At 61.6% G+C, this 20,371-nt stretch carries 22 protein-coding genes; 3 read left to right on the top strand and 19 right to left on the bottom strand.

Annotated features, from left to right (window positions below; genetic code table 11):
* The 5 genes from ccmE to ccmA form a co-directional block, all read right to left on the bottom strand.
* On the bottom strand, positions 1 to 456 hold the full coding sequence (ccmE, locus tag AC1RT4_RS10600) for a cytochrome c maturation protein CcmE (RefSeq protein WP_011333086.1): 456 nt from the start codon (positions 454 to 456) through the stop codon (positions 1 to 3).
* Complete coding sequence (ccmD, locus tag AC1RT4_RS10605; protein WP_011333085.1) at positions 453 to 629, bottom strand: heme exporter protein CcmD; 177 nt, start codon at positions 627 to 629, stop codon at positions 453 to 455. Before ccmD ends, ccmE begins: the two co-directional genes overlap by 4 nt.
* A complete protein-coding gene (locus AC1RT4_RS10610; RefSeq protein ID WP_115077018.1) occupies positions 626 to 1,381 on the bottom strand; it encodes a heme ABC transporter permease in 756 nt (251 codons plus the stop codon). The genes ccmD and AC1RT4_RS10610 overlap by 4 nt, the downstream gene beginning before the upstream one ends.
* A gap of 78 nt (positions 1,382 to 1,459) precedes the next feature.
* On the bottom strand, positions 1,460 to 2,128 hold the full coding sequence (gene ccmB / locus AC1RT4_RS10615; RefSeq protein WP_007959235.1) for a heme exporter protein CcmB: 669 nt from the start codon (positions 2,126 to 2,128) through the stop codon (positions 1,460 to 1,462).
* Positions 2,125 to 2,760 carry a cytochrome c biogenesis heme-transporting ATPase CcmA gene (gene ccmA / locus AC1RT4_RS10620; RefSeq protein ID WP_007959232.1) on the bottom strand — a complete coding sequence of 212 codons (636 nt, stop codon included), beginning with the start codon at positions 2,758 to 2,760 and terminating at the stop codon, positions 2,125 to 2,127. The genes ccmB and ccmA overlap by 4 nt, the downstream gene beginning before the upstream one ends.
* A gap of 197 nt (positions 2,761 to 2,957) precedes the next feature.
* On the opposite strand from ccmA, the gene fliK reads away from it, so the two are divergent.
* Entirely contained in the window at positions 2,958 to 4,532 is a 1,575-nt protein-coding gene (gene fliK, locus AC1RT4_RS10625) for a flagellar hook-length control protein FliK (protein WP_493085327.1), read from the top strand.
* Positions 4,529 to 4,858 (top strand): EscU/YscU/HrcU family type III secretion system export apparatus switch protein, encoded by a 330-nt coding sequence (locus AC1RT4_RS10630; RefSeq protein ID WP_007959228.1) that lies wholly within the window; start codon positions 4,529 to 4,531, stop codon positions 4,856 to 4,858. The genes fliK and AC1RT4_RS10630 overlap by 4 nt, the downstream gene beginning before the upstream one ends.
* A 186-nt stretch (positions 4,859 to 5,044) precedes the next feature.
* On the opposite strand, the gene AC1RT4_RS10635 is transcribed toward AC1RT4_RS10630, so the two are convergent.
* The 14 genes from AC1RT4_RS10635 to flhA form a co-directional block, all read right to left on the bottom strand.
* Positions 5,045 to 5,437: a DUF2802 domain-containing protein gene (locus tag AC1RT4_RS10635; RefSeq protein WP_085605812.1), complete on the bottom strand. Its 393-nt coding sequence runs from the start codon at positions 5,435 to 5,437 to the stop codon at positions 5,045 to 5,047.
* Positions 5,438 to 5,923 (bottom strand): chemotaxis protein CheW, encoded by a 486-nt coding sequence (locus tag AC1RT4_RS10640; RefSeq protein WP_007959223.1) that lies wholly within the window; start codon positions 5,921 to 5,923, stop codon positions 5,438 to 5,440.
* An 84-nt stretch (positions 5,924 to 6,007) separates the two neighbouring features.
* Positions 6,008 to 6,961 carry a CheW domain-containing protein gene (locus tag AC1RT4_RS10645; RefSeq protein ID WP_493085328.1) on the bottom strand — a complete coding sequence of 318 codons (954 nt, stop codon included), beginning with the start codon at positions 6,959 to 6,961 and terminating at the stop codon, positions 6,008 to 6,010.
* A gap of 2 nt (positions 6,962 to 6,963) precedes the next feature.
* Positions 6,964 to 7,752 carry a ParA family protein gene (locus AC1RT4_RS10650; protein WP_007959220.1) on the bottom strand — a complete coding sequence of 263 codons (789 nt, stop codon included), beginning with the start codon at positions 7,750 to 7,752 and terminating at the stop codon, positions 6,964 to 6,966.
* A gap of 43 nt (positions 7,753 to 7,795) precedes the next feature.
* Positions 7,796 to 8,686 carry a flagellar motor protein MotD gene (gene motD / locus AC1RT4_RS10655; RefSeq protein WP_007959218.1) on the bottom strand — a complete coding sequence of 297 codons (891 nt, stop codon included), beginning with the start codon at positions 8,684 to 8,686 and terminating at the stop codon, positions 7,796 to 7,798.
* 12 nt (positions 8,687 to 8,698) lie between these two features.
* Positions 8,699 to 9,439, bottom strand: coding sequence for a flagellar motor protein (locus AC1RT4_RS10660; RefSeq protein ID WP_064384022.1), 741 nt, complete (start codon positions 9,437 to 9,439; stop codon positions 8,699 to 8,701).
* The gene (locus tag AC1RT4_RS10665) at positions 9,439 to 10,575 is read right to left on the bottom strand and encodes a protein-glutamate methylesterase/protein-glutamine glutaminase (protein ID WP_007959216.1); all 1,137 of its coding nucleotides are present in this window, start codon (positions 10,573 to 10,575) and stop codon (positions 9,439 to 9,441) included. The genes AC1RT4_RS10660 and AC1RT4_RS10665 overlap by 1 nt, the downstream gene beginning before the upstream one ends.
* Before the next feature lie 49 nt (positions 10,576 to 10,624).
* The gene (locus tag AC1RT4_RS10670; RefSeq protein WP_493085329.1) at positions 10,625 to 12,895 is read right to left on the bottom strand and encodes a chemotaxis protein CheA; all 2,271 of its coding nucleotides are present in this window, start codon (positions 12,893 to 12,895) and stop codon (positions 10,625 to 10,627) included.
* A 39-nt stretch (positions 12,896 to 12,934) separates the two neighbouring features.
* On the bottom strand, positions 12,935 to 13,723 hold the full coding sequence (locus AC1RT4_RS10675) for a protein phosphatase CheZ (protein WP_221534229.1): 789 nt from the start codon (positions 13,721 to 13,723) through the stop codon (positions 12,935 to 12,937).
* 18 nt (positions 13,724 to 13,741) lie between these two features.
* Positions 13,742 to 14,113, bottom strand: a complete 372-nt coding sequence (locus AC1RT4_RS10680) for a chemotaxis response regulator CheY (RefSeq protein WP_003183998.1) — start codon at positions 14,111 to 14,113, stop codon at positions 13,742 to 13,744.
* A 167-nt stretch (positions 14,114 to 14,280) separates the two neighbouring features.
* Positions 14,281 to 15,021: an RNA polymerase sigma factor FliA gene (gene fliA, locus AC1RT4_RS10685; protein ID WP_007951959.1), complete on the bottom strand. Its 741-nt coding sequence runs from the start codon at positions 15,019 to 15,021 to the stop codon at positions 14,281 to 14,283.
* Complete coding sequence (gene fleN / locus AC1RT4_RS10690) at positions 15,018 to 15,848, bottom strand: flagellar synthesis regulator FleN (protein WP_003222917.1); 831 nt, start codon at positions 15,846 to 15,848, stop codon at positions 15,018 to 15,020. The genes fliA and fleN overlap by 4 nt, the downstream gene beginning before the upstream one ends.
* A 113-nt stretch (positions 15,849 to 15,961) precedes the next feature.
* On the bottom strand, positions 15,962 to 17,302 hold the full coding sequence (flhF, locus tag AC1RT4_RS10695; protein ID WP_236181608.1) for a flagellar biosynthesis GTPase FlhF: 1,341 nt from the start codon (positions 17,300 to 17,302) through the stop codon (positions 15,962 to 15,964).
* Positions 17,303 to 17,313: 11 nt separating this feature from the next.
* Complete coding sequence (flhA, locus tag AC1RT4_RS10700; protein ID WP_011333069.1) at positions 17,314 to 19,443, bottom strand: flagellar biosynthesis protein FlhA; 2,130 nt, start codon at positions 19,441 to 19,443, stop codon at positions 17,314 to 17,316.
* Positions 19,444 to 19,970: 527 nt separating this feature from the next.
* On the opposite strand from flhA, the gene AC1RT4_RS10705 reads away from it, so the two are divergent.
* The gene (locus tag AC1RT4_RS10705; protein WP_493085330.1) at positions 19,971 to 20,345 is read left to right on the top strand and encodes a DUF6124 family protein; all 375 of its coding nucleotides are present in this window, start codon (positions 19,971 to 19,973) and stop codon (positions 20,343 to 20,345) included.
* Positions 20,346 to 20,371: the final 26 nt, after the last annotated feature.

Genomic DNA, 20,371 nt, shown 5'->3' on the forward strand with positions numbered 1-20,371 from the left:
TCAACCCTCCTTCGCAGGGGTTGGCGCGGATTGACCGCTGTCCTTCAGGGCTTTGGTCACTTCCGGCGGCATGTATTTCTCGTCGTGCTTGGCCAGCACTTCATCGGCAACCACCACGCCATCGGCGTTGAGCTTGCCGAGCGCGACGATGCCCTGCCCTTCGCGGAACAGGTCCGGCAGGATCCCGCGATAGGTGATGGTCACGGACTTGTTGAAGTCGGTGACCACGAATTTGACGTCCAGCGAATCCGTAGAGCGTTGCAGCGAGCCCTTCTCGACCATGCCGCCGGCGCGGATGCGGGTGTCCTGCGGCGCTTCGCCGTTGGCGATCTGGGTCGGGGTGTAAAACAGGTTGATGTTCTGCTGCAGGGCGCTCAGGGCCAGGCCGACGGCAGCGCCGACCCCGACCAGAATTGCCAGGATGATGATCAGACGCTTTTTACGCAGCGGATTCACTTGCCGTTCTCCCGGCGCAGACGACGCGCCTCTTGTTGCAGATAACGCTTGCGGGCCGCGATCGGCGCCGCCACGTTGAGGATCAGTACCGCCAGACAGATGCCGTAGGCTGACCAGACATACAGGCCGTGATGGCCCATGGCGAGGAAGTCGCCGAATGACGCGAAACTCATCGAGCGGCCTCCAGGCTGTTCTGCACTTCTTCTTTCACCCAACTGGCGCGGGCTTCGCGCTTGAGCACTTCAAGGCGCATGCGCAGCAACAGCACGGCGCCGAAGAAACAGTAGAAACCCAGCACGGTCAGCAGCAGCGGCAGCCACATCTCGACGGGCATCGCCGGTTTTTCGGTGAGGGTGAAGGTCGCGCCCTGGTGCAGGGTGTTCCACCACTCCACCGAGTATTTGATGATCGGGATGTTGATCACGCCGACGATGGCCAGCACCGCGCAGGCCTTGGCGGCGCTGTCGCGATTACTGATCGCGTTGCCCAGCGCGATCACGCCGAAGTACAGGAACAGCAGAATCAGCATCGAGGTCAGTCGCGCGTCCCAGACCCACCACGAACCCCAGGTCGGCTTGCCCCAGATCGCCCCGGTGACCAGCGCCACGGCGGTCATCCACGCGCCGATCGGTGCGGCACATTGCAGGGCGACGTCGGCCAGTTTCATCTTCCACACCAGCCCGACCACGCCGCACACCGCCAGCATCACGTAGATCGACTGAGCAAGCATCGCGGCGGGCACGTGGATATAGATAATGCGAAAGCTGTTGCCTTGCTGATAGTCCGGCGGCGCGAAGGCCAGGCCCCAGATGACGCCAACGGAGATCAGCAACAACGCTGCGATGCTCAACCACGGCAGAAACTTGCTGCTGATGCCGTAGAACCACTTGGGCGAGCCGAGCTTGTGAAACCAGGTCCAGTTCATACTGTTTCCATCACGGGTGCCGCTCATCGGTGTGAGCAGTCTCAGGGTCTTTGCTGGTTAAATTTTAACCAGACCTCATTATTCGCCGACGCTGATCTTCAGGCCAGCAGCTATTGCAAAGGGTGTCAGGGTTATTGCCAGGGCGGTCAGGCTACCAAGCCACAACAGATAACCAATCGCCGGCATGCCCTGCAACGCCGCCTGCAAGGCGCCACTGCCCAGGATCAACACCGGGATGTACAACGGCAGAATCAGCAGCGCCAGCAACAGGCCACCGCGTTTCAGACCGACCGTCAGCGCCGCGCCCACCGCGCCGAGCAAGCTCAGCACCGGTGTTCCCAGCAGCAACGAAAGCAGCAAAACCGGCAGACACGCAGCCGGCAACCCGAGCATCAACGCCAGTAACGGCGAGAGCAAAACCAGTGCCAGCCCGGAAAAAAGCCAGTGTGCCAGCACCTTGGCCAATACCAGAAGTGGCAGGGGGTGCGGCGAAAGGACCCACTGTTCAAGGGAGCCATCTTCGAAATCACTGCGGAAAAGCCCGTCCAGCGAGAGCAGGACCGACAAAAGTGCCGCCACCCAGACTAACCCCGGGGACAAGTTTTGCAATACTTGAGTTTCCGGTCCGACGGCCAGCGGGAACAACGCGATGACGATGGCGAAGAAAATCAGCGGATTGGCCAGTTCCGCCGGGCGGCGGAACAGCAGTCGGGATTCACGGGCAACCAGCAGGCCGAACACACTCATACCGCCCAATTCCCCAGATCGATGTCGCGATAACCGGCTGGCATCCGGCTCAGCGTGTGGTGCGTGGTGAGCACCACCAGGCCGCCCCGTTCGCAGTGCCCGGCCAGGTGTTCTTCAAGCTGCGCCACGCCCTGTTTGTCCAGCGCAGTGAACGGTTCGTCGAGAATCCACAACGGCGGACTGTCCAGATACAACCGCGCCAGCGCCACGCGGCGCTGCTGGCCGGCGGACAGGCTGTGGCAGGGAACATCCTCGAAACCACGCAATCCAACCGCTGCCAGGGCCTGCCAGATCGCGTCGCGTTCGGCGGGTTGATGCAGGGCGCAGAGCCAGGCGAGGTTTTCTTCCGGCGTGAGCAAGTCCTTGATCCCGGCGGCGTGGCCGATCCACAACAGATTGCGCGCCAGCTCGCTGCGTTGCTCGCCCAGCGGCTTGCCGTTGAGCAGCACCTGACCGTCGGTCGGCTGCATCAGACCGGCCAGCAAACGCAGCAGGCTGGTCTTGCCGCTGCCGTTGGGACCGCTGATCTGCACCATATCGCCACTGGCCAGTCTCAATTCGAGATTGTCGAAGAGCAGTCGCAGATCACGTTCACACGCGAGGGCAACGGTTTGCAGGACAGGACTGGTCAAGGGATCACGGGCCTTATACGGTTCAAGTCGGCTCTGGCGCGGCCGTTAAAGAGTTGCAGCATAAATGCAATGACGGCTCAATCCAGAGAGCTGCGTCAAACAATTGCTATGTTTTTTGAACGAATGGAAGGACGGGCGGCATTATACATGTCGCCATCCTCTCTCCAGAGTGCATTTTCCTCAGGTTGTGTCCGCGTATGACAGGCGAAATGAACATCCTCCCGCTCCCGCCCACCACTCCGGCGACCGTTCGCCCGCAGGTGGGTGAGCTGCTGAAGTTGCTGACGCCGGTCGACGGGCTGATTGCCGCCGGCCAGAGCGCCAAGGCCGAGGTGTTGTCGCTCAAGCAGGCGGATCAGACCTTTCAGTTGCTGCTCAAGGTGACACTGGACAGCGGCCGTCAGACCACCGTGCAGGCGACCAGCAATCTGCCGCTGCCTCAGGGCACCAGCCTGGCGATCACCCAGCCGTCGGCGGGCAATCTGGCGATCACCGTGCAACAGGCCATCGCCAGCAGCGTCGCCACCCTCACCCGCATCGACACCGCGCAATTGCCGGTCGGCACGCTGCTGCAAGGCAAGGTGCTGACGGCTCAGGCACTGCCGCAGGTGCCGGGGCAACCGACGGTGTACCGCTCGATGGTCAGCCTGCTCAACACCGCGTTGAGCGGCAGCACCCTGAGCATCGACAGCCCGCAACCGTTGCGCATCGGCACCTTGCTGTCGGCGCTGGTGCAGGATTCGCAGACCCTGAAGTTCCTGCCGCTGAGCAATCGCCAGGAACAACTGGCGGTCAGCCAGCAGCTGGTCAGTCAGCAAAGCCGTCAGGGCTCGCTCGACGGCTTGCTGAAAATGCTCCAGAGCCTGCCCCCCGCCACCGATCAGACCCCCCAGGACTTGCGCGCGGCCGTGGACAAACTGCTCGCCAATCTGCCGGACGTGCAGCAACTGAGCACTCCAAAAGGTCTGGCCCAGGCGCTGGCCAACAGCGGCGTGTTCCTCGAGACCAAACTGCTGACCGGGCAAAACCCGACGCTGGCCCCGGACATGAAAGCCGATCTGCTCAAGCTGATCGCCCAGCTCACCCCCGGCCTGCCCGGCAACACCAACCTGAACGCAATCATCGCCGCCAACACACTGGCCCAGGCATTGCCGAGCTTCGTGCGCAACGCCCTCGGCATGCTCGGCCAGGTCAGCGCGAAACCGGTGCCGAGCAGTTTCCCCCTGCCCGACCGGCTGCTGCAAAGTCTGGAGGGCGAAGGCGATCTGGAGCATTTGCTGCGCCTCGCCGCAGCCGCCGTTTCGCGCCTGCAAAGTCATCAGCTGTCGAGCCTGGAACAGACCGGCGTGACCGACGATGGCCGCCTGCTCAGCACCTGGCAACTGGAAATCCCGATGCGCAATATGCAGGACATCGTGCCGTTGCAGGTCAAGTTCCAGCGCGAGGAAGCACCGGAGAAACAGGACGCGAACGAGCAGCGCCGCGATGAGCGCGAACCGAAACAACAACTGTGGCGCGTCGATCTGGCGTTCGACATGGAACCGCTGGGGCCGATGCAGATTCAGGCACAGTTGATCAGCGGCAGCCTGTCCAGCCAGTTGTGGGCCGAGCGGCCGTATACCGCGAGCCTGATCGAAAGCAACCTGACCGCACTGCGTCAGCGCCTGCTGGATTCCGGGCTGAACGTCGGCGACATCGACTGCCACCTCGGCACCCCGCCGCAAGGCATCCAAACCCGCCTCGAACACCGCTGGGTCGACGAAACCGCATGAATGACACCACCGCTCCACGCCAGGCCATCGCCCTCAAATACGACGGCAGCCACGCCCCGACCCTTACCGCCAAGGGCGACGAAGAACTGGCCGAAGAAATCCTGCGGATCGCCCGCGACTGTGAAGTGCCGATCTACGAGAACGCCGAGCTGGTGAAGTTGCTGGCACGGATGGAACTGGGCGACAGCATCCCTGAAGAGCTGTACCGCACGATCGCCGAAATCATCGCGTTTGCCTGGAATCTCAAGGGCAAGTTCCCGGCGGGACACAATCCGGATGCACCGATGGTCGAGAAAGACGTCACCGAACGCGGCGACGATTACTGAAGGCAAAAAAAACGCAGTCATCGATGACTGCGTTTTTTTTCGCTGATTGTTCCCACGCTCTGCGTGGGAACACCCGCCCGTGACGCTCTGCGTCACCCTTCATACGCGGAACGCGGAGCGTCCCAAGATGCATTCCCACGCAGACGCGTTCGACGCCTCGACGTGGGAACGATCCCGGTGCGACAACTAGTTCTTGTGCAACTTGCGCATCAACTCCGCCTCAGCCTGGGTCAACCCGCAGGACTGGGTCAGCTCATCGACGCTCGCGCCCATCCCGACCAGTTTCGCCGCCTGGGCGAATGACAGGCTGGAAGGATCGCGCTGTTCGAGCTGGGCGAGTTTGTCCGGGATCGGACCGACCACCGAGCGCAGCTCGTGCAGGGCTTCGCCCATGCGCACGTTGCCGTTCTGGTAATCGTCGACACGCTTGGCCAGGTCTTTGATGCGCTGATCACGCAGCGCATCGCCCTGGGCCTGTTGCGCAGCGATCACGCGCTGCGCCTTGATGTACGCCAGAAACATCGCCAGCGTGCCTGCCCAGAACAGGAACAGGACAATGACCGCTACCTCGAGAATCAATCAGATGTTCTCCAGTTCCGACCATTCTTCTTCGCTCATCATCTTGTCCAGCTCGACCAGGATCAGCAACTCGTTGTTCTTGTTGCACACGCCCTGGATGAACTTGGCCGACTCTTCGTTACCGACGTTCGGTGCGGTCTCGATTTCCGACTGACGCAGGTAAACCACTTCGGCCACGCTGTCGACCATGATGCCAACCACTTGCTTGTCGGCTTCGATGATGACGATACGGGTGTTGTCGCTGATCTCACCGCTCATCAGGCCGAAGCGCTGACGGGTATCGATCACGGTCACCACGTTGCCGCGCAGGTTGATGATGCCCAGCACGTAGCTTGGCGCACCCGGAACCGGAGCGATCTCGGTGTAGCGCAGGACTTCCTGAACGCGCATCACGTTGATGCCGTAGGTTTCGTTGTCCAGCTTGAAGGTCACCCATTGCAGGATCGGATCTTCGGAACCCTTTGCCGCCGTAGCCTTGTCGTTCATACCCTAGCCCCTCGAAATACCGCAATGGCGGTGTGTGTCTCGTGTGCCGGCGGTGAATGCCGGTACATGTCTGTTATGTAAGTGTTATGTCGGTTTGTGGTTCGGCTTACTGCCGGACATGTGCTTTGCCCCACCGCTGGCGATCAACTCGGCCAGTGCGGAGACATCGAGCAAGGCGCACATGTGTTCAATCACCGTGCCGGCGAGCCATGGCCGCTGACCCCGGTGACTTCTCCATTTGATTTCATTCGGGTCCAGGCGCAACGAGCGACTGACCTGATGCACCGCCAGGCCCCACTCGTAACCCTGCACCGAAATCACGTACTGCAGGCCCTGACGGAAGTCATCGCGATAGCGATCCGGCATGACCCAGCGTGCGGTGTCCAGCACCTTCAGATTGCCGGCTTGGGAAGGCAGGATGCCGAGGAACCATTCCGGCTGACCGAACAGCGGCGTCAGCTCATGGCCGGCCAGCGAATAGATCGAGCCCAGGCACACCAGCGGCACCGCCAACGTCAACCCGGCCACGTCGAACAACAGGCATTCGAACGCTTCCGAAGCCCAGGCTGGACGGCCATCGGTTTCCACCGGTGGCGGCGTGTTGCTGGGTGGCAAATGTACTTCCACCAGCGGCGCAACCAGGGTCGGTTCGACCGGGGCTGGCGCAGGCGCTTCAGGTTCTGGCTCTGCGACTACGGGAGCCGGAGGCGTTTGCAGAAGTTGGGTTTGCAGCAGCGGCGCCAGCGTCGAGACCACGCGCACCGGCTCAGGCTCTTTGATCAACGTCGCAGGTGCCTTCGCTACTACAGCGGCAGGCGCTGCAACCGGGGCGATCGGCCGGGCGGCTTTTTGCGCATCCCGGGCCTGCTCTTCAAGCACGGCGGCCTGGAATTCATCGAGCGCCGCAGCGGTCTCGACCACCTCGACCGGAGCTGCGACTTCCTGCTCGACCTCGTCTGTCACTTCCTGCAGCAAGCCGTCCAGATAGGACTGCAGCGCCAGTTGCGGCTTCGACGTCAGCTTGATCGGCCGATTCATGTTCAAGCCACCTGCGGAACGAGTTGCTGCGCCAGCAGATGCTTGAGCAGCGCGCGGTAAGCCAGCACGCCACGGCTCTTGCCGTCGAACTGCGAAGGGGTGACACCGGCACGACTGGCGTCGCGCAGACGGGTATCGACCGGGATGTAACCCTGCCAGATCTCGTCGGGGAATTTGTCGCGCAGCACGCGCAAGGTGCCCATCGACGCCTGGGTGCGGCGGTCGAACAGGGTCGGCACGATGCTGAACGGCAGCGCCTGTTTGCGCGAACGGTTGATCATCGCCAGGGTGTTGACCATGCGCTCCAGGCCTTTGACGGCCAGGTGTTCGGTCTGCACCGGGATCACCAGTTGCTGACTCGCGGCCAGGGCGTTGACCATCAGCACGCCGAGCAACGGCGGGCTGTCGATGATCGCGTAATCGAAGTCCTGCCACAGCTGCGCCAGACTCTTGGCGATCACCAGGCCCAGGCCACTCTGCCCCGGCGACTGGCGCTCGAGGGTGGCCAGCGCAGTGCTCGATGGCAACAGGGAAATGCGTTCATCACTGGTCGACAACAGCAGTTGGCCCGGCAGGCCTTGGGGCACGCTGCCCTTGTGCAGAAACAGGTCATAGTTGCTGTGTTCCAGGCTGTCGGGGTCGTAACCGAAATAGCTGGTCATCGAGCCGTGCGGGTCGAGATCGACCACGACCACGCGCTTGCCCGCCTCTGCCAGCAAACCGGCTAAAGCGATGGAAGAAGTGGTTTTACCAACACCACCCTTTTGATTGGCGACTGCCCAGACTCTCATTCAGATCGTTCCTCCCGGCCGGGATACTCGGCCGAGACATGGTTCAGCGTATTAATGCGGGCGACGGAGAATTGACGGCACTCTCGCGTCCCGGCGTCTTGACCGGGGTCGGTGCAGTTTGTGTGCCAGCACGCTTCAACGCGGCATCCGGTTGCGCATGGGCGGTTCCGGTGCCGGTCAGGCTGCGGCGCACATCGAGATTGCGCGACACCACCAGCACCACACGACGGTTTTTCGCCCGGCCTTCGGCGGTGGCGTTATTGGCCACCGGCTGAAATTCGCCGTAGCCCACCGACGCCATGCGGCCAGGGTTTACGCCCTGCATCGCCAGCATGCGCACGATGCTCGCCGAACGCGCCGAGGACAGTTCCCAGTTGGTCGGGTACTGCGCGGTGCGGATCGGTTGATCGTCGGTGAAGCCTTCGACGTGGATCGGGTTGTCGAACGGTTTGAGGATCGCTGCGACCTTGTCGATGATGTTGAACGCGATGTCACTCGGCATCGCATCACCGCTGCCGAACAACAGGCTGGAGTTGAGTTCGATCTCGACCCACAGCTCGTTGCCGCGCACGGTCATCTGGTTCGAGGAGATCAGGTCGCCGAACGCGGCGCTGATGTCATCGGCGATGCTTTTCAGCGGATCGCTGGCTCCGGCGATGCCGGCGTCGACCTGTTCGGCGTCCTTGACCAGCGGCTTGGCCGGGGTCACGGTCTTCGGTCGTTCTTCACCGATCGGGATCGGCTTGAGCGCGCGGTCGGAGTCGGTGAAGACCCCGATCAGCGCTTCGGAGATGATCTTGTACTTGCCTTCGTTGATCGACGAGATGGAGTACATCACCACGAAAAAGGCAAAGAGCAAGGTGATGAAGTCGGCGTAGGAAACCAGCCAACGTTCATGGTTTACGTGCTCTTCATGCTGGCGACGACGTGCCATGAGGTTAGTCCCTTAATCCATGAAGCCCTGAAGCTTCAACTCGATGGAGCGTGGGTTTTCACCTTCAGCGATCGACAAGATCCCTTCCAACAACATTTCGCGATAACGCGACTGTCGCAACGCGATTGACTTGAGCTTGGCGGCCACCGGCAGCAACACCAGGTTGGCACTGGCCACACCGTAGATGGTGGCGACGAACGCGACCGCAATACCGTTGCCCAGTTGCGACGGATCGGCCAGGTTGCCCATCACGTGGATCAGGCCCATCACCGCACCGATGATGCCGATGGTCGGCGCGTAGCCGCCCATGCTTTCAAACACTTTGGCTGCTTCGACGTCGCGGGCTTCCTGGGTGTAGAAATCCACTTCGAGGATGCTGCGGATCGCTTCCGGCTCGGCGCCGTCGACCAGCAATTGCAGGCCCTTGCGCGAGTAGGCGTCGGGTTCGGCATCCGCCACGCCTTCCAGGCCCAGCAGGCCTTCCTTGCGCGCGGTGAGGCTCCAGTTGACGACGCGGTCGATGCCGCCGGCCAGGTCCACACGCGGCGGGAAAAAGATCCAGGCCAGAATCTGCATGGCGCGCTTGAACGCGCTCATCGGCGATTGCAGCAGCGCGGCACCGATGGTGCCGCCGAGCACGATCAGCGCCGCCGGGCCGTTGGCCAGCGCGCCGAGGTGACCACCTTCAAGGTAGTTGCCGCCGATGATGGCGACGAACGCCATGATGATCCCGATAAGGCTTAGAACATCCATCAGACGCATGCCTCGACGATGTGCTTGCCGATATCGTCCAGGCTGTACACCGCGTCGGCGAGGTCAGCTTTGACGATGGCCATCGGCATGCCGTAGATCACGCAACTGGCTTCGTCCTGAGCCCAGACCGTGCTGCCGCCCTGCTTGAGCAGGCGTGCACCTTCGCGGCCGTCGGCGCCCATGCCGGTCAGTACGACCGCCAGAACTTTGTCACTGTAGGATTTGGCTGCAGAACCGAAGGTGATGTCCACGCACGGCTTGTAGTTCAGACGCTCGTCGCCCGGCAGGATTTTCACCGCGCCACGGCCGTCGATCATCATCTGCTTGCCACCCGGTGCCAGCAGCGCCAGGCCCGGACGCAGGATGTCGCCATCCTCGGCTTCCTTGACGCTGATGCGGCACAGCTTGTCCAGACGTTCGGCGAAGGCCTTGGTGAAGGCCGCCGGCATGTGCTGGATCAGCACGATCGGCGCCGGGAAGTTGGCCGGCAACTGGGTCAGAACCCGTTGCAGCGCTACCGGGCCGCCGGTCGATGTACCAATCGCCACAAGCTTGTAGTTTTTGCGTTTCGGGGCCGGCGACGAAGCGCTGGCCGCTGGCGCGCGAGTCGGTGCAGGCGCAGGTGCCGGACGGGCCGGAGCACTGTGGCTGCCAAAGCTCGACGGCGCTGCTGCCGGAGTCGGCGCAGGTGCAGGTGCAGCGGCAGGCGCCGGCGCACTGTAGGCACTGAAACGACGGTTGCTGCGCGAGATGCTGTGGACCTTCTCGCACAGCAGTTGCTTGACCTTCTCCGGATTGCGGGAGATGTCTTCGAAATTCTTCGGCAGGAAATCCACCGCGCCGGCATCCAGCGCATCCAGGGTGACCCGGGCGCCTTCGTGCGTCAGCGAGGAGAACATCAACACCGGCGTCGGGCAGCGCTGCATGATGTGCCGCACGGCCGTGATGCCATCCATCATCGGCATCTCGTAGTCCATGGTGATCACGTCCGGCTTGAGGGCCAGGGCCTGATCGATCGCCTCTTTACCGTTGGTTGCCGTGCCGACAACCTGGATGCTCGGATCCGCTGAAAGAATTTCCGAGACGCGGCGGCGGAAAAAACCCGAATCGTCCACCACCAGGACTTTGACTGCCATAAACACTCCATTAGGTGCGGCGGGACGTTGTCGCCCCGCCGCCCCGGATTCAAATACGCCGTGCGGCGTAACGCTTGAGCATGCTCGGAACATCGAGAATCAGTGCAATGCGGCCGTCACCGGTAATGGTGGCGCCGGACATGCCCGGAGTTCCCTGGAGCATCTTGCCCAATGGCTTGATGACCACTTCTTCCTGACCTACCAGTTGATCGACGACGAAGCCGATCCGCTGGGTGCCCACCGAAAGGATCACCACATGGCCTTCGCGCTGCTCTTCGTGAGCGGCGGAGCTGACCAGCCAGCGCTTGAGGTAGAACAATGGCAGCGCCTTGTCCCGCACGATCACCACTTCCTGGCCGTCCACCACGTTGGTGGTCGACAGGTCGAGGTGGAAGATTTCGTTGACGTTCACCAGCGGGAACGCGAACGCCTGATTGCCGAGCATCACCATCAGGGTCGGCATGATCGCCAGCGTCAGCGGCACCTTGATGACGATCTTCGAGCCCTGGCCCTTGCTCGAGTAGATGTTGATCGAACCGTTGAGCTGGGAAATCTTGGTCTTCACCACGTCCATGCCGACACCGCGGCCGGACACGTCGGAGATCTCGGTCTTGGTCGAGAAACCCGGGGCGAAAATCAGGTTGTAGCACTCGGTGTCGCTCAGGCGATCGGCGGCATCCTTGTCCATCACACCGCGTTTCACGGCGATGGCACGCAGGACGTTCGGGTCCATGCCTTTGCCGTCGTCGGAGATCGACAGCAGGATGTGGTCGCCTTCCTGCTCGGCCGCCAGAATCACCTTGCCGCCACGGGCCTTGCCCGAGGCTTCGCGTTCTTCCGGCGACTCGATGCCGTGGTCGACCGCGTTGCGCACCAAGTGGACCAGCGGGTCGGCCAGTGCCTCGACGAGGTTCTTGTCGAGGTCGGTCTCTTCGCCCACCAGTTCCAGGTTGATCTCTTTCTTGAGCTGGCGCGCCAGGTCGCGAACCAGACGCGGGAAGCGGCCGAAGACTTTCTTGATCGGCTGCATCCGGGTCTTCATGACCGCGGTCTGCAAGTCGGCGGTGACCACGTCGAGGTTCGACACGGCCTTCTGCATCGACTCGTCGCCGCTGTTCAGGCCCAGGCGCACCAGACGGTTACGCACCAGCACCAGCTCGCCGACCATGTTCATGATTTCGTCGAGACGTGCAGTGTCCACACGCACGGTGGTCTCGGCTTCGCTCGCCGGTTTTTCCGGTGGCGGGGTCGCCGGTGCACGGGCCGGAGCCGGTGCCGCAGCGGCAGCCGGTTTGGCCGGTTCGGCTTTCGGCTCAGGCGCTTTCGCAGCAGGTTTTGCCGCAGCGGCCGGGGCCTTCGCAGCAGGCGTTGCAACCGCCGAAGCATTGCCGGCAGTCACGACGGCACCGGTGGCGACGTCAGTGAACTTGCCTTTGCCATGCAGATCGTCGAGCAGCGATTCGAACTCGTGGTCGGTGATCAGATCGCTACCGGCCGCAGCGGCTGCCGGAGCAGTCGTCGCAGGAACCGAAGCAATCGCCGACTCCAGCGCATCGACGGCAAAGTTGCCTTTGCCGTGCAACTGATCGAGCAAGGCTTCGAATTCGTCGTCGGTGATGTCCGAGCTGTCGCCCGCCGCCGGAGCAGCCGGTGCAGCGGCGGCCGGAACCACGGCGTCGGCCGCGAACTGGCCCTTGCCATGCAACTGGTCGAGCAGCGACTCGAATTCTGCGTCGGTGATTTCATCGCTGGCCGCTTCACCGGAAGCAGGCGCAGCGGCAGCCGCCGGGGCTTCGGCTTCGGCCTTGACGGCGTTCAGCGAGTCCAGCAACTGTTCAAATTCGTTATCGGTGATGTCGCCCGAATCGCCTTCGACGACCAGTTCTTCGATCATCTCGGCAACAGGCGAAGCCGGGGCCTCATCCGCCGATTGCGGTTCGGCCAGACGCGCCAAGGCGGCCAGCAGTTCCGGGGTGGCGGCGGTGATCGGGCTGCGATCGCGGACTTCGCTGAACATGCTGTTCACCGCGTCCAGCGCTTCGAGCACCACGTCCATCAGTTCTGCATCGACGCGTCGTTCACCCTTGCGCAGGATGTCGAACACGTTTTCGGCGATGTGACAGCACTCCACCAGCTCGTTGAGCTGAAGGAAGCCGGCGCCCCCTTTTACAGTGTGGAAACCGCGAAAAATTGCGTTGAGCAGATCTGCGTCATCCGGGCGGCTTTCCAGCTCGACCAGTTGTTCGGACAGTTGCTCAAGAATCTCGCCGGCCTCAACCAGGAAATCCTGAAGGATCTCTTCATCGGCGCCGAAGCTCATTAATGGGGTGCTCCTACAGGTCTAAAAACCCAAAAAAACTCAAAATCCAAGGCTGGATAGCAAATCGTCCACATCGTCCTGACCGGACACAACGTCTTCTCGTTTATCGGCATGAATCTGCGGACCTTCACCCTGCGAGAGATGTTTTTGTGGATCTTTTTCAGCAAGCATCGCCGCACGGTCATGTTCGATGCCCGCAAAGCGGTCCACCTGGCTGGCCATGAGCACGAGCTTGAGCAGGTTGCTTTCGACTTCGGTGACCAATTGGGTCACGCGCTTGATCACCTGGCCTGTGAGGTCCTGGTAATCCTGGGCGAGCAGAATGTCGTTCAGATTGCTCGACACCGCGCGGTTGTCCGCGCTGCTGCGTGCCAGAAAACCGTCGACCCGGCGCGCCAGTTCACGGAACTCTTCAGCCCCGACCTCACGGCGCATGAAGCGGCTCCAATCGGCGCTCAAGGCCTGGGCTTCGTCAGCCAGGCCATTGACCACAGGGGTCGCGCTTTCCACCAGATCCATGGTGCGGTTGGCGGCAGCTTCGGTCAGTTTGACCACGTAGCCCAGGCGCTCGGTAGCGTCGGTGATTTGCGACACTTCCTCAGCCTGCGGCATGTGCGGATCGATCTGGAAATTGACGATCGCACTGTGCAGTTCACGCGTGAGCTTGCCCACTTCCTGGTACAGGCCACGGTCACGGGTCTGATTGAGCTCATGGATCAGTTGCACAGCGTCGCCGAACCTGCCCTTTTCAAGGCTTTCGACCAGTTCGACCGCGTGTTTTTTCAGGGTCGACTCGAAGTCGCCCTGTGAAGATTCTTTATGCTCCATAGCTCCCCCGCGCGTTCATCAGCCGATGCGTTCGAAAATCTTCTCGATTTTTTCTTTCAACGCCTGGGCCGTGAAAGGTTTGACCACGTAGCCGTTCACGCCGGCCTGGGCCGCTTCGATGATCTGCTCGCGCTTGGCTTCAGCGGTCACCATCAGTACTGGCAGGTGCTTGAGCTTTTCATCGGCGCGCACGTGGCGCAGCAGGTCGATACCGGTCATGCCGGGCATGTTCCAGTCCGTTACCAGAAAGTCGATGCTGCCGCTGTTGAGCACCGGAATGGCAGTGGTGCCATCGTCGGCCTCGACAGTGTTGGTGAACCCGAGATCACGCAACAGGTTCTTGATGATCCGCCGCATCGTTGAGAAGTCATCAACGATGAGGATTTTCATGTCTTTGTTCAATTCGACCTCCAAGCAGTCTTAAACGCGTCCAGCACCTGGACGCGCCATTTCAATCAATCCGGCAAAACACTCGATGACTGTCTGGAGCACAACAGAGCAAGACCGGTGCCGTTCACCACCGCACCAGCCTCGTTCGCAGTGTCCCCACACTGCCTTCAGCGCGCTCGCCACTCCCCCAAACGCCCCCGCAAGCGGGCCGCGCACTGGCTGTGTAACTGGCTGACCCGCGATTCACTGACGCCAAGGACTTCACCGATCTCCTTGAGGTTCAGCTCTTCGTCGTAGTACAGCGCCAACACCAGTCGCTCACGCTCCGGCAAATTGGCAATCGCGTCCGCCAGCGCGGCCTGGAAACGTTCGTCTTCCAGATCGCGCGACGGCTCCAGATGAGCACTGGCGCCATCCTCGTGCAGCCCTTCGTGTTCGCCGTCCTGCAACAGGTCGTCGAAACTGAACAGCCGGCTGCCCAGGGTGTCGTTCAAAATCCCGTAGTAATCGTCGAGACTCAATTGGAGTTCGGCCGCAACTTCGTGATCTTTAGCGTCACGGCCGGTTTTAGCTTCAATCGAGCGAATCGCGTCGCTGACCATACGGGTATTGCGGTGAACCGAGCGTGGCGCCCAGTCCCCCTTACGGACTTCATCGAGCATCGCACCGCGGATCCGGATGCCCGCGTACGTTTCAAAACTGGCGCCCTTGCTGGCGTCGTATTTGGTCGAGACTTCGAGCAGGCCGATCATGCCGGCCTGGATCAGATCTTCGACCTGCACACTGGCCGGCAATCGCGCCAGCAAGTGGTAGGCGATGCGTTTGACCAGTGGCGCGTAACGCTCGATCAGCTCGTACTGCGCGTCACGCGCCGACTTTTTGTAAAGGTTCATACCGCTGGCGGTCATAGCACAGGTCCTGCCGTTTGCTGCACGAGGCGCTCGACGAAAAATTCGAGGTGACCGCGCGGGTTGGCGGGCAGCGGCCAGGTGTCGACCTTCTGTGCGATCGCCTTGAACGCCAGTGCGCACTTGGAACGCGGGAAGGCTTCATAGACCGCACGCTGCTTCTGCACCGCCTTGCGCACGCTTTCGTCGTAGGGCACTGCGCCGACGTATTGTAGGGCGACGTCGAGGAAGCGATCCGTGACCTTGGTCAACTTGGCGAACAGATTGCGACCTTCCTGCGGGCTCTGGGCCATGTTGGCCAGGACGCGGAAGCGGTTCATGCCGTAATCGCGGTTCAGCAGTTTGATCAGCGCGTAAGCGTCGGTGATCGAGGTCGGCTCGTCGCAGACCACCAGCAACACTTCTTGCGCAGCGCGAACGAAACTGACTACCGAGTCACCAATACCCGCAGCGGTGTCGATCACCAGCACGTCGAGATTGTCGCCGATGTCGCTGAACGCCTGAATCAGGCCAGCATGCTGGGCCGGGCTCAGGTGAACCATGCTCTGGGTGCCGGAAGCGGCCGGCACGATGCGGATCCCGCCGGGGCCTTGCAACAGCACGTCGCGCAGCTCGCAGCGGCCTTCGATCACGTCGGCCAGGGTGCGTTTAGGTGTGAGGCCCAGCAGAACGTCGACGTTCGCCAGCCCCAGGTCGGCGTCCAGCAGCATGACCCGACGGCCAAGCTCTGCCAGCGCCAGGGACAAGTTCACTGACACATTAGTCTTGCCGACGCCACCTTTGCCGCCGGTCACCGCGATCACCTGTACGGGATGCATGCTGCCCATGTTATTTCTTTACCTTGTCTTGCATAGACGGAGGCCACATTACTGGCTGCGCGTTCACAACCGGAACAATGCGTGGCAGGCCATCGATGTAGGTACGAAAACTGTTCATTACCTCAGCCAACCTGCTTGGTCGGACTGTGGTAGATATCAGCGAACATGTCAGCCATGGCTTCTTCGCTGGGTTCTTCCTGCATTTGCACGCTGACGGCGCGGCTGACCAGTTGATGACGGCGCGGCAGATGCAGATCATCCGGAATACGCGGCCCATCGGTCAGGTAGGCGACCGGCAGTTCGTGACTGATCGCCAAGCTCAGCACTTCGCCAAGGCTTGCCGTCTCATCCAGTTTAGTCAGGATGCACCCGGCGAGCCCGCAACGCTTGTAACTGTGATAAGCGGCGGTTAGAACCTGTTTCTGGCTGGTGGTTGCCAGCACCAGATAATTTTTCGACCGAATGCCACGACCGGCCAGACTTTCCAGCTGCATGCGCAGGGCTGGATCGCTGGCCTGCAGGCCGGCGGTATCGATCAGCACCACGCGTTTGCGCAGCAGTGGATCCAGCGCCTGCACCAGGGACTGGCCCGGATCGACGTGGGTCACCGACACATTGAGGATGCGACCCAGCGTCTTGAGCTGCTCCTGCGCGCCGATGCGGAAACTGTCCATGCTCACCAGCGCGATGTTCTGCGCGCCGTACTTGAGCACATAGCGGGCGGCCAGCTTGGCGAGGGTGGTGGTCTTGCCCATGCCGGCAGGACCGACCATGGCAATCACACCGCCCTCTTCCAGCGGCTCGACTTCCGGTACGGCAATCATCCGCGCCAGGTGCGCCAGCAGCATGCGCCAGGCCTGACGAGGTTCATCGATCTCGGTGATCATCGACAGCAGGTCACGGGACAACGGGCCGGACAAACCGATGCGTTGCAGACGACGGTACAGATTGGCCTGGGCCGGACGGCTGCCTTGCAGCTGGTTCCAGGCCAGGGTGCCGAGTTGCACTTCCATCAGTTCGCGCAGGCTGTTGAGTTCGAAACGCATCGAGTCCAGTGCACGCGGGTCAACACCCGCAGCAGCCGGTGCAGGCGCTGGCACCGGACGGGCCGGCGCTTCGTAGGTCGGTTCGGTCAGCGGCTCGGCAGCGGTCAGCGGCAGGCCGGCCGTCAACGGCAGCCCGGCGAACAACTGGCGATTGGTGTTGCCGTCGGCTTCGCCACGCAGGCTCAGCTCGGCCTGGGCGGTAACGATGCGCGACTGGGTCTTGCGCAGCTCATCCTCGAGTTCCATGTTCGGAACACGCGGGGCCAGCGCCGACAGTTTGTAATCGAGCGCCGCCGTCAGCTCGACGCCGCCGGCGATGCGGCGGTTGCCAATGATGGCGGCATCAGCGCCCAGCTCATCACGAACCAGCTTCATGGCCTGACGCATATCGGCGGCGAAAAAACGCTTAACTTGCATAAACCACTACCTCAGCCGTTGGGCCCTACTGTCGCAACGATGGTCACTTGCTTGTTGTCCGGAATTTCCTGGTAGGCCAGCACATGCAGTCCGGGAACTGCCAGGCGACCAAAGCGCGAGAGCATCGCGCGAACCGGGCCTGCTACCAACAGGATCACCGGCTGACCTTGCATTTCCTGGCGCTGCGCCGCTTCGATCAGCGAACGCTGCAGCTTCTCGGCCATGCTCGGCTCCAGCAGAACGCCCTCTTCCGAGCCTTGTCCTGCCTTCTGCAGACTATTGAGCAATATTTGTTCCAACCTTGGCTCCAGCGTGATAACTGGCAGCTCCGACTCAGTCCCTACAATGCTTTGGACGATGGCGCGTGATACGCCGACCCGCACAGCGGCCACCAAAGCGGCGGTATCTTGACTCTTGGCGGCATTGTTGGCGATGGCTTCGGCAATGCTGCGGATGTCGCGCACCGGCACGTGTTCGGCCAGCAACGCCTGCAATACTTTGAGCAACTGCGACAACGTGACCACGCCCGGCACCAGCTCTTCAGCCAGTTTCGGCGAGCTCTTGGCCAGCAATTGCATCAATTGCTGCACTTCTTCGTGGCCGATCAGCTCGCTGGAGTGCTTGTACAGAATCTGGTTCAAGTGGGTCGCAACCACGGTGCTGGCATCGACCACGGTGTAACCGAGCGACTGCGCCTGGGCGCGCTGGCTGACTTCGATCCACACCGCCTCCAGGCCGAAAGCCGGATCTTTGGCGGTAATGCCGTTGAGCGAGCCGTAGACCTGACCCGGGTTGATCGCCAGTTCGCGATCCGGGTAGATCTCGGCTTCGGCCAGGATCACACCCATCAGGGTCAGGCGATAGGCGCTCGGCGCCAGGTCGAGGTTGTCGCGGATATGCACGGTCGGCATCAGGAAGCCCAGATCCTGCGAGAGCTTCTTGCGCACGCCCTTGATCCGCGCCAGCAGTTGCCCGCCCTGGTTGCGGTCCACCAACGGAATCAGGCGGTAGCCGACTTCCAGGCCGATCATGTCGATCGGGGTCACGTCGTCCCAGCCCAGCTCCTTGGTTTCCATGGCGCGGGCCGGCGACGGCAGCAGTTCCTGCTGACGCTGAACCTCTTGCAGCGCCTGCACCTTGGCCACGTTCTGCTTCTTCCAGAACAGGTACGCGCCACCGGCAGCCAGGGCGGCCATGCTCAGGAACGAGAAGTGCGGCATGCCCGGCACCAGGCCCATGACCGCCATCAGACCGGCAGCCACCGCCAATGCTTTGGGCGAGGCGAACATCTGGCGATTGATCTGCTTGCCCATGTCTTCCGAGCCGGAAGCACGGGTCACCATGATCGCCGCAGCTGTAGATAACAACAGTGATGGCAATTGCGCCACTAAACCGTCACCGATGGTCAGCAAGGCGTAAACCTTGCCCGCGTCAGCGAAAGTCATGTTGTGCTGGAAGATACCGACGGCCATGCCGCCGATCAGGTTGATGAACAGAATCAGCAAACCGGCGATGGCGTCACCGCGCACGAACTTGCTGGCACCGTCCATCGAACCATAGAACTCTGCCTCCTGGGCGACTTCCTGACGACGGGCCTTGGCCTGGGCCTGATCGATCAGACCGGCGTTGAGGTCGGCGTCGATCGCCATTTGCTTGCCGGGCATCGCATCGAGGGTGAAGCGCGCGCTCACCTCGGAGATCCGGCCGGCACCCTTGGTTACCACGACGAAGTTGATGATCATCAAAATCGCGAAGACCACGATACCGACCACGTAGTTACCGCCGATCACCACCTCACCGAAGGCCTGGATCACCTTACCGGCAGCGGCGTGGCCGTCCTGACCGTGGAGCATCACCACCCGCGTCGACGCCACGTTCAGCGCCAGTCGCAACAGCGTCGCCACCAGCAGGATCGTCGGGAACACCGCGAAATCCAGCGGCCGCAAGGCGTACACGCAGACCAGCAGTACGACGATCGACAGGGCAATGTTGAAGGTGAAGAACACGTCGAGCAGGAACGGCGGCACCGGCAACATCATCATCGCCAGCATGACCAGCAGCAACAGCGGCACACCCAGATTGCCCCGACTGAGGTCGGCAATGTTCGAGCGAGCACTGTTGATTAACTGAGAGCGATCCACCGGTTTTCCCCGTTCCTTTAAAGCAAACTTTTGACGCCCAGAGCGGGCGCACGGCGGCTACTGCAAGAAGCCTTCCAACTTTTGCCGATGATTGAAACAGAGGGGTTTGAGCGTGGTTTTTCTGCTGACCGGGGTGCCGCCTTCGCAAGAAGTCAGCAAAAAGTGCCTTTTAAACTCGGGTGTTTAAAAGACACCTTCAGACACGCCTTACAGGCTACGAATCCTTGCGCCGTTGCCTACAGCTACGCCAGAATCCGCCGGCTTGTGCGCTGTGGGGTCGGGTTCTATTGTGGGTCGGTCGCTGACGAATCAGCGATCGGGTTTAGCGACTCGAACTTTCTCAGCGCATCAGCGTTCATGGCTTCGTTGTGGGACTCTTCGTCCGCAATTACGTTATGGCGGCTGTATGCGGGAGACCTTCGGGTCTACCGGGGTGCCTGAGACCGGTTCGCTAACCTGCGTACAGCTGCCACCTTCACCTGTTTAGCGACAGGGAAAAAGTGGCTCCATAACTCAGGAGCTTCACCATGATCAAACCAACACCCAATCCACCCGAAACCGACCCCGCCTCGCCCTACGAATCCCTCGACTCAAGAAAGCTTCACGAAGCCGCCGACCGCGCCCTCGATCACTATCTCTGCCCGCCCGGCTCCACACCACCACCGCGCAAGACCCGCAGAATGTACGCCATCACCGCGGACTTCAAAAACGAAGAGCTGCTGGCCGATGCCTGCGAGACCCTGGCTTCCGCCAGAACCATCGTCAATGACTTCACCCACCTCATGCCCGCCTCGCAGCGCAGGACGCTGGTGGGGATTGCGCAACTGATCATGCTCGGGGAACTGGCAGTGAATCGGGTGCTGGATAATCTGGAAATACCGCCGTCGCCGAACCCTGTGTAAGGGCTTGAGTGATGTGCCGTGGTTGC

Source organism: Pseudomonas sp. GW821-FHT11D10, from assembly GCF_058808435.1.